This is a genomic window from Pseudomonas sp. PP3 (assembly GCF_905336995.1).
In the GTDB taxonomy this organism is placed as follows: Bacteria; Pseudomonadota; Gammaproteobacteria; order Pseudomonadales; family Pseudomonadaceae; genus Aquipseudomonas; species Aquipseudomonas reinekei.
Genome location: NZ_HG995459.1, coordinates 2,015,115 through 2,028,137, shown reverse-complemented (window position 1 = coordinate 2,028,137; position 13,023 = coordinate 2,015,115). Strand labels below are relative to the sequence as shown.

The window sequence follows — 13,023 nt, the reverse complement described above, 5'->3', positions numbered from 1 at the left end:
CTACGCTGTGATAAAGTCCGCGCCCCTTGTGGCGAGGGAGCTTGCTCCCGCTGGAGTGCACAGCAGGCCCATTGGGTGGGGCCGCTTCGCTGCCCAGCGGGAGCAAGCTCCCTCGCCACAGGGATCAGCGCTGGCATGCCCCATGCTGCCCCTCCCGGTTTCCCGCCTGCGGCCTGCCCTGCTTGTTGCTGCCACTGCGGTGAAACCTCGAACTTATAAAAAATCAGAGATGCCGTTTTATGACTGCTTCATCCCCTTCTCCATTGCAACGCCTTAAACGCCTGAGCCTGGTCACACAGATCGTGATCGGCCTGATCGCCGGTATTGCCCTGGCTCTCGTTGCGCCTGAAGCGGCGAAGTCCACCGCGTTCATCGGCAAAGTGTTTGTCTCGGCGCTGAAGGCCGTCGCGCCGATTCTGGTGTTCGTGCTGGTCATGGCGTCCATTGCCAACCACAAGCACGGTCAGGAAACCCACATCCGGCCGATACTGTTCCTGTATCTGCTGGGGACCTTCGCCGCTGCCGTGGTCGCGGTGGTTGCCAGCATGATGTTCCCGTCCAGCCTGGTGCTGTCGACTCAGGACGTTGCGGTGACTGCACCGGGCGGGATTGGCGAAGTGTTGCAAAGCCTGCTGCTGAGCGTGGTTGATAACCCGGTCAGTGCGCTGATGAACGCCAACTTCATCGGCATTCTGGCCTGGGCCATCGGCATGGGCATCGCCATCCGCCATGCGGGCAACACCACCCGAGAAGTGCTGGGCGACCTGTCCAACGGCGTGACGGTGATCGTGCGAGTGGTGATTCGCTTCGCCCCACTGGGTATCTTCGGCCTGGTGGCTTCGACCCTGGCCACTTCCGGTTTCGGCGCACTGATCGGCTACGCCCACCTGCTGGCCGTACTGCTCGGTTGCATGTTGTTCGTGGCGCTGGTGATGAACCCGCTGATCGTGTTCTGGAAGCTGCGCCGCAATCCGTACCCGTTGGTACTGATGTGCCTGCGCGAGAGCGGCATCACGGCGTTCTTCACCCGTAGCTCGGCGGCAAACATTCCGGTCAACCTGGAATTGAGCAAGCGTCTGGGTCTGCATGAAGACACCTACTCGGTATCGATCCCGCTGGGCGCGACCATCAACATGGCTGGCGCTGCGATCACCATCACCGTGCTGACGTTGGCGGCGGTGCATACTTTGGGGATTGCCGTGGACTTGCCGACCGCCATTCTGCTGAGCGTCGTTGCGGCGATCTGCGCCTGCGGTGCTTCGGGTGTGGCCGGTGGTTCGCTGCTGTTGATTCCACTGGCGTGCAGCCTGTTCGGCATCCCGAGCGAAATCGCCATGCAGGTGGTGGCGGTTGGTTTCATTATCGGGGTGTTGCAGGATTCGGCGGAGACGGCGCTCAACTCCTCCACCGATGTGCTGTTTACAGCGGCGGCTTGCCTGGGTGAAGAAGAAAAAGCAGAACGCCTGGCCTGACACAAATTCCTGTGGGAGCTAGCTGCTCACACGGGGTTCGTGGTTCAGCTGATAAATACGTACACATGAAAAAGCCCCCGCAGCCCAAGGCTCCGGGGCTTTTTTGTGGCTGGTGTCCCGTCCTGAATAAGGTTTACACCTTCTGACTTCTTTTCAGGAAGGTGCAATGGATACGGGCACAAAGCGCAGTCAGCGTGATTACACACTGGCTTTTAAATTATCGGTTGTCGACCAGGTCGAAAAAGGCGAGTTGAGTTATAAAGAGGCTCAGCGGCGCTACGGGATTCAGGGTCGGTCGACGGTGTTGGTTTGGTTACGCAAACATGGTCGCCAGGACTGGAGCCAAGGCGCCTCCATTCGCTCCCAGAGGATCAGACCTATGGACGAGCCAACCTTGCCCCTGACTCCCGAGCAAAGAATCAAAGAACTCGAGGAACAACTGGCGCTGGCAACTCAGAAAGCCCAATTCTTTGAAGCCGTAGTCGATGTTCTGAAAAATGACTACGGCGTATCTGTCGTAAAAAAGCGACCCGGCAAGTCGTTGCGCAAACCCAAACCCTGAGTGTCAGCAGGGCTTGCCAATTTATGGGAATAAGCCGTCAGGCCTATTACAAACGCAACCGGGTCTACAGAGCTCGGGCCGACCAGGATCAGCAGCTCATAACGTTTGTAGAGAAGATCCGTGCTCGCCAACCGTGCATCGGCACTCGGAAGCTGCATTCGATGATGCATGAGCAGCGTGAGCAACAGGAGCTCCATGTTGGCCGGGATCGTTTGTTCGCGGTTTTGCGGGAAAGCCGCCAATTGGTCCGCAGAAAACGGGCGTACCACAAGACGACCGACAGCCATCATCGCTTCCGCCGACACCCCAATCTGCTCAAACCAAGCCCGGAACAAATAGTCGCTACCGGCCCAGAACAGGTCTGGGTTGCCGATATCACGTACCTGCCTACCCGTGATGGCGTTGCCTATTTGAGTTTAGTGACGGATGTCTTTTCGAGAAAAATAGTCGGTTATCACGTGCATGAAAGTCTGCACACCAACTCCGTGGTGCAAGCCTTTCGAATGGCTTTGAAGCGACGTCGAAGCGTTCAGAAACTCGTCCATCACTCGGATCGAGGCGCCCAGTACTGCTCGGCCCTTTATCAAGAAGTGCACGCAAAGCATGGCATCATTTGCTCGATGACCGACGGCTACGACTGCTACCAAAACGCCTTGGCAGAGCGGGTCAACGGTATCTTGAAAACAGAGTTCTTGATCCACCGACCTGCGGATTTTGCGCAGGCCACACAGATGGTGCGAGAGGCCGTCACGATCTACAACCAGGAGCGGCCGCACCTCTCTTTAAAATACAAAACGCCCGATGCGGTGCATCGGGCGTTAGGGTGAAACAGGTGTAAACCTATTTCAGGACTAGACATGGGCGGTTTAGAACGCGCCCATGTAATCGCGCTTGCCCACTTCAACGCCGTTGTGGCGCAACAGTGCGTAAGTGGTGGTGACGTGGAAGAAGAACTGCGGCAGGCCGTAGGTCAGCAGGTAAGCCTGGCCGGAGAAGCGCTTCTCTTTAGGGGTGCCAGGACGGGTGACGATCTCGATGCCTTCCTTGCCGTTGATCTGCTCAGGCGTGAACTCGCCGATGTAGGCCAGAACCTTGGCGATCAGTGCTTGCAGCTCGGCGAAAGTGGTTTCGGTGTCTTCGTACTTCGGCACTTCAACTTCAGCCAGACGCGAAGAAACGCCCTTGGCGAAATCAACGGCGATCTGCACCTGACGCACCAGTGGGAACATGTTCGGGTACAGACGGGCTTGCAGGAAGGCGTTCGGGTCGATGTTTTTCGCAGTGGCGTGGGCTTCGGCCTTGTTCAGCACATCGCTCAGGGCGTTGAGCATTTGCTTGAAAACAGGAACCGAAGCGTCGTACAGGGAAATGGTCATGACAGGTCTCGTGTGGTGACAGGAGGAAAACGTGGGCCGATTATAGCCGCGCGTTGCCCTTCCGAAACTGGTCTTTTTCAGCCGCCGTAAACCTTCGCCGCCAGGATTGAAGCGCGGCAACACAGCAATGCTCGACTAACCTGCGTGAACGAGGTTTTATTAGCCCACTATTTTCCAGTTCAACTGTTAGCGAGGTTCCAGCCACTGTGAGCACTGAGCAAGAAACAACGTTCGACGAGCCACGGCTCAACAGCACGGAAATCCGCATTCTGGGTTCGTTGATCGAGAAGCAGGCCACCAGCCCGGAAACCTATCCGCTGACGCTCAATGCCCTGGTGATCGCCTGCAACCAGAAAACCAGCCGCGAACCGGTGATGAACCTGACGCCAGGTCAGGTCGGGCAGAGCCTGCGCGCCCTTGAGGGACGAGGTTTTACCAAACTGGTGATGGGCAGTCGCGCCGACCGCTGGGAGCACAAGGTCGACAAGGCTTTGGAACTGGTGCCGGCGCAGGTGATTCTGACCGGGCTGATGTTTTTGCGCGGCCCGCAGACGGTCAACGAATTGCTGACCCGCAGCGGCCGCATGCATGAGTTCGAAGATGCCGAACAGGTGGTGCATCAGCTGGAACGCTTGATTGCACGCGGGCTGGCAGTGTTGATTCCGCGTCAGGCAGGGCAGCGTGAGGATCGTTATACCCATGCGTTGGGTGACCCGGCGGATATCGAGGCGATTCTTGCGGCGCGGCAGAATCCGTCGGAACGCGGGGCTGCCAACGGGGTTTCGGTTGAGCGGATGGAAGAGCTGGAGGCGCGGATTGCGGCGCTGGAAGAGCGGTTGGCGCGGCTTGAGTAAAGTGGCTCGTCAGTCATATTAATGCGGGATGTACTGCCGTCATCGCGAGCAGGCTCGCCCCCACAGTGGATCGCGTAAGTTCATGGCATTTGAGAACAACACAAAATCCTGTGGGAGCGAACTTGCTCGCGATGGCGGACTGCACCGCCCATACAAGACTCGAAGCAATCAACCCCGGGCAAACGCCACCGCTTTCTGAAACTGCTCGCTGGTCGGTCGCACACCGGTATAAAGCACAAACTGCTCCAGCGCCTGGATCGCAATCACCTCCAGTCCGGTAATGACTTTCTTGCCTTCGGCACGCCCCATCACGATCAGCGGTGTTTCCGACGGAATCGCCACCACATCGAAGACGATGTCTGCTGCCTTGACCACATTGGCCTCGAACGCCAACTGCCCGGCCTCAGGCCCGCCATCCATGCCCACCGGCGTCACGTTGACCAGCATCTGTGGACGCTGGGTACCCAGCTCCGCTTGCCATTCATAGCCCAGGGATTCGGCCAAAGCCCGGCCCGCGCGCTCATTACGGGCCACGATCAGTCCGTTTTTGTAGCCACCGTCACGCAAGGCGCTGGCGACTGCCTTGGCCATGCCACCGCTGCCACGCAAGGCAAATGACGTGTCCTTGGGCACTGCGTGGGTTTCCAACAGTTGTGCAACGGCAATGTAGTCCGTGTTGTAAGCCTTGAGATGGCCGTCGGTATTGACGATGGTGTTGATCGACTGAATGGCGGCGGCGGAGGCGTCCATTTCATCGACCAGAGCAATGCAGGCTTCCTTGAATGGCATGGACACCCCACACCCGCGAATGCCCAGTGCACGGATCCCGCCCACAGCGCCGGGCAGGTCCTGGCTGCTGAACGCCTTGTAGTAAAAATTCAGCCCCAATTGCTCATACAGATGATTGTGAAATCGCAAGCCAAAGTTGCCGGGGCGCCCGGAGAGCGACATGCACAACTGGGTGTCTCGATTGGGGTTCATCTGCATGTAAATCTCCTTCTAACGCACTTTCAGATGGACGGGATTAGCCAGCCCATGTGTTCTGTTCGATGATATTCGCGTACTTGCCGACGGCACCAACGACCGTCAGCAAACCGGTACAGACCTTACACAAAATTTACCCAGCGGCTGTGCTGATTTTCAAAAAAACGCTGTCTTAGAAGTATCCCCGCGACAATCCTTGAGTCTATTGCAGACGCAAGCGCCGGGTCGAAGAACCGAGGAATTATCATGATCCGTAAAATCCCCACAGTGGCCTTGCTGATCGGCGCTTTGGCTATCGCAGGGCAGGCAGAGGCGCATGGCGGCGGTGGCGGTTGGGAAGGTCCAGCGGTATTTGGCGCGATCGTCGGCACAGCCATCGTTGGCTCGGCCATCATCAACAGCAACCGGCCAGTGTATGTTGCGCCGCAACCGGTGTATGCCCAGCCGGCCCCGGTTTATTACGCACCGCCTCCGCCACCGGTCTACTACCAGCCGGCTCCGGTGTACGTGCAACAGCCGATCTACTACCGCCCGGCGCCGGTCTACTACGGACCACCCCGCGGCTACTACGGCCCACCGCGCGGTTACTATGGCCCCCGGCACGGGCACTACTGACGCACCATCAAGCCCTGCTGCATTAGCGCAATGCTGTTCATTTAAAGACAAACATTGTATCTGTGGCGAGGGAGCTTGCTCCCGCTGGACTGCGTAGCGGTCCCATTTTCGGGGTCGCTTCGCGCCCCAGCGGGAGCAAGCTCCCTCGCCACAGGTTACTGATTGCTCGCTCTATCTATTAACTGAACAGCATTGCGCATCGTGCGGTTTTTTTACCCTCTCCATGCTCATGCATGGCCTCTATCCACCCCTGCCGGGCATCGCTACATCCAGGCAAAATACGGTGTACCTCAAGCAACACTCATTGAGTACGTAAGACGGTTCCTAGGACTGTTCTGATTTACATTTTGAACATTAAATCTGTTTTCAGACGCCTCTCCAGCATCCACGCATCCTTGCGCCTCTCCTTCGCTAAAAAACCATACAGAGCCACCATATCGCCACGGTTGTGCCGGTGAATTTGTGCCCGCTAACGTCCAGCCATCAAGACTCAGTCAGCGATCATCACCTCGGACGTAACAAATCGATCTGGAGGGTGGCAGCACTGTGCAAGGAGAGAAATATTCAAGCGGACTGATGGAGAGAGAAAGGATGCATCTGACGCAAAGGACGGTAATGCGTGGCAAAGGCCCGAAAGGTGGAAGCCAATGAGCCACGAAGACATGTACTGCGTGGCGCAACTCACGACCCGGTTGATGCCCAATTGCAACACCGTGCGCAAAATGGAAGTGCCCGCCGATCTGCCGGGAGTGGTGATTTTCCTGCACGGCGTGAATGACCCTGGGGCGTCCTACGAATCAGTGGAAACCGGATTGTGTCAGGGGGTGAACGAACGGCTGGATCGACCGGATCTGAAGGCGGGGCGGTATGGGGCGGCTTACAGTGCGGCTAAAGAAGTGCCGCTTGAAACGTTGAGCAATGATCAGAGTGCCGTTCTCGATGATCCTGACACTTATCTTTATCGCCGAGATACTAACGGCCCAAAAATCCGTAGCCTGATGATCCCCTTCTACTGGGGCTACCGGGCCGCGCCGGAACACGTCAAGCGTGATGACGCCGGCGATCCGTTCCGGATGCGCAACCAGTTTCAGGATATCCACGGCAACCGCCTGGATCGCCACTTTGCCAAGGCTGGCGGGTTTTTCGTCAACGCCACCAATAACCTGCAGGAAATGTACGGCGAGGGCTTCAAGGCCAACGTGAAAACCGGCGCCGTGGAGCGTTTGAGCCCGAACAATTACTTGCTCTTCGCCAACGCACCGCTGCGGCGTTACTTTGTGTTCGCCGCTCATCGTCTGGCGATGCTGGTCCGTGAGATTCGCCGGGTATCACCCGATGAAACCATCACCATCATGGGCCACAGCCAGGGCACCTTGATCGCCCTGTTGGCGCAGGCCCTGTTGATGGACAAGGGCCAGCGTTGCGCCGATACCCTGATTCTCGTGGACTCGCCTTACAGCGTATTGCCCAAGATCACTCCCAAGGACCATGACACCCTCGCCACGCTGATCAGTATCGTCAGCGCGGTGACACAAACACCTCATGCGCAGCCTCCACTATCTGCGCTCAGGGACATCAAGACCTATGGCGGGCGCAGCGGTCCGCGATGGTCGCCGACGCAAGGTTCGCGGCCCGATAAAATCGGCAACCACACGGTGTTTCCCGAGCGCGACAATCGCGGCAAGGTGTACGTGTATTTTTGCCCGGATGACACCACCGTGGCGCTGGATGATGTGCAAGGCATCGGCACCTACGGCGTGCCCGATGCCACGCCCGATGGGCGACCGGCGATGATGGCGCTGCAATCGATGGGCTTTTATCAACGGCTGTGGACCAAGCGCCAGCGTGACGGCGAGCCGGTGCTGGTGGGTAAATCGCCGCAGCCTGAATTCATTCGCGCGCCGGGCGAGCACCGTTACCCGGGCGCGTCCATGCTCATCGGGGTGGCTTCGCAAGCACCGATCGCCAAGGGGCAGGAACGCCTGATCAATGCCGAGGCCCTGACCCCGCCCCATGCGCCGCAGATGTTTGGCGGCGAAGCCATCCAGGGCAGCCCGACCACTGCCGGCCTGGACAAACCCGATGACGTTGCCAAAAGCATCGCCCTGGGCAAAGACGCCGCGACCTTTTTGTGGATCAGGATGCCCGTCGAATATGACGCGCCCAACTCCACGCAGCAGGAAGCGCTGGCGCGGTTTAACGGGTTATCCGAAGACCCGGAGGACCACACCCGCGCCGTCCGCAAAGGCGCGGCCCGCACTCGCACCAGTTCTTTTCACGAGCGCGAGGAAACCCCGCGTGAAGCCCGGGCGCGCATGGAGCGTGACCAACGTGAATGGGGAGCCAATTCCTATCACTCGGCGATTTTGCGCAGCCCGGAAAACCAGCGGTGGGTGACGGCGATGGACATTGCCATTGGCCAGGCGCATTGCCTTGATGATCCGCGGATGCGTGAGGTGTTGGTGGCGATTGCGGATTGGAAGATGGATGAAGAACAGTATTTGAATATTAAAGGCTTATCAGGCTGGTCGCGTCTTAGTGCAGAGGCTCAAGCATTGGTGACAGCCAGTTACTTGTATTACCAGGAGGGAGAGTTTCCGCCCTCGGATTTTGTCTCGCTAACGCCACCTTCTCTGCTTGCCGGCGTCGATAAAAAAGGAGGTGCCTTATGAGCGATGCTCAACACCGCCCCCGAACCTTACCAACTCTTAAACCCTATCTCTGGATCGCGGGCGTACTGCTGATCCTTTGGATCGGCTTCGTCTGGCTTGTCCAAATCAAGGCACAGGAACTTAACATGGAACTTCGTGACATGAAGCCGGTGATGCGCTGGGGTATCGCCGCTATTTTGGGGCCCTTGCTGCTCATCTTCAGCGTTCACTGGTGGGGCAAAGCGGTGGCCAGTGAAAAGGCGGCGCTTGCCGCTTACAAAGCCAAAGTCACCGCACAAATCGCTGAGCAGAAAGCCACGCAAGCGCGGACCTATGCGTTGGAAATAAGGGGCGTGGGGCTGGGGATTTATCAGGATCATCAATCGGAGATCTGGCAATTCATCAAGAAAAAAAACGATAACTTTGCTTCGATATATTCTCGAGATCCCAAGGACTATAAGGCGTCACTAAGATCCAGACAAAACTCCAGAGATATCAAAGTCCGCGTTGCCTTCAAACATTCGGCAGGCGAGTCAGTCGCATATTGGCCGATTCCAGTGTTTGCGCTGGGCCCTCCAGATCCCTATGAGAAAGGCTATCGAGCCGCCGGCCTGATTAACTCAGGTCGTAATAAGGCGACTCTGGGAGTTACCCAATTTCTCTGGCAGGACGATGAAAGTACCACCCACGCGCAAGGCATGATCGAGCGACTGTTCCAGTTTTTTGATGACAATCCTCAAGTGCCCCAAGCGTTGATCGCGAGCCGGGACGGTGATGTAACGCGAGATGTCTATCGCAAGCCCGGTACGCCCGGGTTGCAAAGCGTGCAGGTAGTCCCCACGGTGTACGAAAGCATGACCGGGCTGCTGGTCACCCGCTCGGATCGGGTGGATCGGTACATCCGCCGTTATGCCACTCATGAACGTGAAGATAACCAGAACAAAGACACCGATCTGGGCAAACTGTGGGCGTTTTACTGGCAGCAAGCGCCTAAGTTCAGGAAGGCGTATGAGGAGGCGGAGCGAGCCAAAGGCGCCCAAGACCCCTTAGCCCCCGGCACCATGTCCACCGCCTACTGGCATTCCCAACTCCCCACCCTCTGGCAAACCATCAGCAACCGCGGCCCCGGAGAGTTCGAACCTTCCCCATGGCTACCCATCCGCTGGGCCCAGCATCAGGTCAAAGAGTTCGATGCCGCGCCGGTACTGGGTTACCTGCACCGCCCGATCAAGGTCTCGATGCAGGACGAACACGGCAAACGGCTCAAGCCGGCGTTGCAGGCCAAGGCGCTGCAAGCCGGCTGGTTAGAGGCGCTGGATACCTTGCCCGAAGGGCATAAGCCGGTGCGCGTGTTCTACGACACCACCGACAATCAAGAGGCTGAAATCGCCCTGACCCTTGCCTTGCACGGCCTGAATACCGACGGCCATGGCATCGAGTTGGGCAATGTCGACGAGGGTTACAACATCGGGCGGCGCCTGGGCAACACAGGGGTGAGTAGTGCGCTGGTGGAGATCAACCTGGCGACCATCGCCAGCTATCTGGACGGCGGAACCAGTGCGGTGGTTTACGCCGGTGCAGATGGCAGCCTGACGGTACAAATGATCCGCCCACCGGACGCAGCGCGCATAGCGAAAAACCGCAAGAACCGTGGAGCCGACCCGTTCAAATTCGGTTCCCCCAACGGCGGAGCTCCCAAGCCATGAGCCATCCCTTTTGCCTGGGGAGGCCACCCGCCGATCATCGGATTGCGCAGGGCTGGATGCCGGCCCTGGTCTGAATAAATCTCGTCGAGGTCGCTCTGGGGACAGCAGGCGGTGCATAAATGGGCAAGATGGTCCCGACAGCGTTTCTGCCCCGCGGCAGCCAACGGTCATATTTATGTCATGTCAGGTCCGCAAGCTTGGGCCTGTCCGTCAAAAAACAGGTTGATAACAACAAGGACGACCTCATGCCAACGCAAAATCCGCACCGCATTGTCGGCCTGTGTACCTCAGGCAAGGTGTACAACGTTCTGACCGAACTCAAGCACCTGGAAGGACATCGCAGCGCCAAGTTCCTATCGCTGCTGACGCAAAACCTGGTGCGCAAGGGCCTGCTCAGCGAGCAGGAAGTGGTGAACATGCTCGATCAGGTGGTCGACTGACCGACAGCCGGTCGGTTGCCCTCACTGGCATCAATGACCACTATCGAAAACGGTGATTGTCCGTAAAAGGCGGCGGCCCGTAAGGTAGCTCCATAGATTGATGGAGGTACTTATGATGTCCCAGGTTCAGATCATGTCCGTTATCGGCAGCGCCGTTCCCGCACCGCTCAGGGCGTTGGGCATGCTTGCCTGTTGGTATCTGGTCCAGGACGGCGAACAAATCAGCGGCCCACTCACTTCACTGCCCGATGCCCAAGCGTTGTCGCAGCAAATCAGTGCGGGGCAGCACGGCCAACTCAACGCCTAAGGCAACTGAACCCGCGGCTTGGTTTCGATGAAAATGGCCCAACTCGACATGAACAGCGCGGCAATCAGCGGACCGATGACAAAGCCATTCAAGCCGAAAATCGCCAGGCCACCCAGGGTCGAAATCAGGATCATGTAGTCGGGCATTTTCGTGTCCTTGCCTACCAGGATCGGTCGCAGCACGTTATCCACCAGGCCAATCACGAACACGCCGAACAAGGCCAGCGTCACCCCTTGCCAGATCGCCCCGGTGAACAGGAAAAATGCCGCCACCGGTGCCCAGATAATCCCCGCCCCCACTGCTGGCAACAACGATAGAAACGCCATCAACACGGCCCAGATCAAGGCGCTGGGGATATCCAGAAACCAGAAAATCAAACCACCCAAAGCACCCTGCGTGATGGCGACCACCAGATTACCCTTCACGGTGGCTCGCACCACACGGTTGAACTTGAGCTGCAAACGACGCTTCTGGTTTTCCTCCAGCGGCACGGCCGTGCGTACTTTTCGCGCAAGCTCCGCACCGTCGCGCAGGAAGAAAAACAGCAGGTACAGCATGATGAAAAAGCTGACGATGAACTGGAACGTTCCCTGACCAAAACTGAACGCCTGGGTAGCAACGAACTCGTTGCCAGTCATCGCGCTCTTGATGATTTTCTCCCGCAGCCCGTTCAATTCACCCATGCCAAAACGGTCGAGCAAGTGCTGGAAGTAAGGTGGAAGACTGTGTTTGAACTGCGCCACATAGGCGGCAATGTCCAGCTCACCACTTTCAATGCTCCTGTAGACCGCTGTCCCTTCCTGGACCAGAAAGATGCTCAGGACGATCACCGGCAGGATCGCGATCAACAAACAGATGCTCAAGGTAAGCAGCGACGTAAGGTTGCGCTGCCAGCCCAACTTCAATTGCAGCCGTCGTTGCAGGGGGGCAAACAGGATCCCGAGGATCACCGCCCAGAATACGGCCCCGTAAAACGGCAGCAGAATCCAGATGAAAGCGATGCTCACCAGCGCCAGCAGAATCGTCAGCGATCTGTCTTTAAGGTTTTCTTTGTTCATGTCCGATCCATGCCAGTCTGCCTGAACGCAAAAGTACGTCCTGATGCTTAGGCCGCCACGATTCGCACGAGTGCCGTACGTTCGTGAATAAAGCTTGGATCCAGATCAATACACCTTCAGAGAAAGCGTCAGGCGAACTCTTCGCGCAACATCGCTACAAATGCCTCTCGCGCCGGGTGCACGCCGGCGTTTTCATGCCAGTAGAACAGGCTCTCGATGGCCGTCAGTTCAGGAAACTCAAACGCCACGCACCCGGCACCCTTGGCGTATTGGTCGAAAACCCCTTTAGTCACCAGCGCCACGCCGGCCCCGGCGCTGACGCAACCGACAATCGCGCCATAGCTGGCCAGGCTGACAATCGGCAACGACAACCCGTTGCGCAATAACCAATGCTCCATCGCTGCGCGGTAGGGGCAGCCCTGCGGCCAAAGGAACATGGTCTTGTCGTGCAGGTCCGCCACGTCACGCAGCGGTCCGAGGGAGGTTGAGGCGATCAACAGCAGCTCTTCGCGGTACATCGGCGTGCGCTTGAGCTGCGAGCGCTCGACGTCGACCGCGACGATCGCACCGTCGAGCTTGTGATTGAACGTGTCGTCGAGCAACTGGGCCCACGTGCCTGTGGTCAGCTCCAGCGCCACCTGCGGGAAGCGCTTGTGGAATTTCGCCAGCAAACGCGGCAAGCGCCCGGTGGCAGAAGACTCGATGGCACCGATACGCAACGGTCCGGACGGATCGGCCGAAGGATCCACCGCGCGTTTGGCCTCGGCGGTGAGGGCCAGAATTTTTGAGGCGTAGGCCAGAAAGGTCTGGCCCGTCGGGCTGATGCGCAGACCACGCCCCTCCCGCAGGAACAGCGCCACACCCAACTCGGATTCCAGCGACTTGATGCGCGCCGTGATATTCGATGGCACGCAATGCAGCAACTCGGCGGCACGGGCAATGCTGCCCACCTCGGCCACGGTCTTGAACATGCGAATCTGCGCCAGCTCCATACATCA

11 protein-coding genes and 1 pseudogene are annotated in these 13,023 nt (G+C 58.1%); 8 read left to right on the top strand and 4 right to left on the bottom strand.

All coding sequences use genetic code 11. From position 1 onward, the window contains the following. The first annotated feature begins 239 nt into the window (after nucleotides 1-239). Nucleotides 240-1,472 carry a serine/threonine transporter SstT gene (gene sstT, locus KHO07_RS09315; protein ID WP_212627011.1) on the top strand — a complete coding sequence of 411 codons (1,233 nt, stop codon included), beginning with the start codon at nucleotides 240-242 and terminating at the stop codon, nucleotides 1,470-1,472. 166 nt (nucleotides 1,473-1,638) lie between these two features. After that, nucleotides 1,639-2,889 (top strand): annotated as a pseudogene (locus KHO07_RS09310) (IS3 family transposase). Nucleotides 2,890-2,900: 11 nt separating this feature from the next. Here KHO07_RS09310 and KHO07_RS09305 read toward each other — a convergent pair. Further along, nucleotides 2,901-3,410: a DUF1993 domain-containing protein gene (locus KHO07_RS09305; protein ID WP_212627010.1), complete on the bottom strand. Its 510-nt coding sequence runs from the start codon at nucleotides 3,408-3,410 to the stop codon at nucleotides 2,901-2,903. 206 nt (nucleotides 3,411-3,616) lie between these two features. Between KHO07_RS09305 and KHO07_RS09300 the strand changes: the two genes are divergently transcribed. Then, nucleotides 3,617-4,264 (top strand): DUF480 domain-containing protein, encoded by a 648-nt coding sequence (locus KHO07_RS09300; RefSeq protein WP_212627009.1) that lies wholly within the window; start codon nucleotides 3,617-3,619, stop codon nucleotides 4,262-4,264. Between the two features lie 168 nt (nucleotides 4,265-4,432). On the opposite strand, the gene KHO07_RS09295 is transcribed toward KHO07_RS09300, so the two are convergent. Beyond that, nucleotides 4,433-5,251, bottom strand: a complete 819-nt coding sequence (locus KHO07_RS09295) for a shikimate 5-dehydrogenase (protein ID WP_212627008.1) — start codon at nucleotides 5,249-5,251, stop codon at nucleotides 4,433-4,435. 243 nt (nucleotides 5,252-5,494) lie between these two features. Between KHO07_RS09295 and KHO07_RS09290 the strand changes: the two genes are divergently transcribed. The 5 genes from KHO07_RS09290 (at nucleotide 5,495) to KHO07_RS09270 (ending at nucleotide 10,967) form a co-directional block, all read left to right on the top strand. Then, a complete protein-coding gene (locus KHO07_RS09290; protein WP_075948030.1) occupies nucleotides 5,495-5,863 on the top strand; it encodes a hypothetical protein in 369 nt (122 codons plus the stop codon). Nucleotides 5,864-6,510: 647 nt separating this feature from the next. Further along, the gene (locus KHO07_RS09285; RefSeq protein WP_212627007.1) at nucleotides 6,511-8,535 is read left to right on the top strand and encodes a DUF3274 domain-containing protein; all 2,025 of its coding nucleotides are present in this window, start codon (nucleotides 6,511-6,513) and stop codon (nucleotides 8,533-8,535) included. Beyond that, nucleotides 8,532-10,220, top strand: a complete 1,689-nt coding sequence (locus tag KHO07_RS09280; protein ID WP_212627006.1) for a DUF2875 family protein — start codon at nucleotides 8,532-8,534, stop codon at nucleotides 10,218-10,220. The genes KHO07_RS09285 and KHO07_RS09280 overlap by 4 nt, the downstream gene beginning before the upstream one ends. 245 nt (nucleotides 10,221-10,465) lie before the next feature. Beyond that, nucleotides 10,466-10,660 carry a hypothetical protein gene (locus KHO07_RS09275; RefSeq protein WP_150735465.1) on the top strand — a complete coding sequence of 65 codons (195 nt, stop codon included), beginning with the start codon at nucleotides 10,466-10,468 and terminating at the stop codon, nucleotides 10,658-10,660. A gap of 115 nt (nucleotides 10,661-10,775) precedes the next feature. Continuing rightward, nucleotides 10,776-10,967: a hypothetical protein gene (locus KHO07_RS09270; RefSeq protein ID WP_150735473.1), complete on the top strand. Its 192-nt coding sequence runs from the start codon at nucleotides 10,776-10,778 to the stop codon at nucleotides 10,965-10,967. Here KHO07_RS09270 and KHO07_RS09265 read toward each other — a convergent pair. Next, the gene (locus tag KHO07_RS09265) at nucleotides 10,964-12,025 is read right to left on the bottom strand and encodes an AI-2E family transporter (protein ID WP_150735464.1); all 1,062 of its coding nucleotides are present in this window, start codon (nucleotides 12,023-12,025) and stop codon (nucleotides 10,964-10,966) included. The genes KHO07_RS09270 and KHO07_RS09265 overlap by 4 nt on opposite strands. Nucleotides 12,026-12,153: 128 nt before the next feature. Next, complete coding sequence (locus KHO07_RS09260) at nucleotides 12,154-13,017, bottom strand: LysR substrate-binding domain-containing protein (RefSeq protein ID WP_212627005.1); 864 nt, start codon at nucleotides 13,015-13,017, stop codon at nucleotides 12,154-12,156. Nucleotides 13,018-13,023 lie beyond the last annotated feature (6 nt).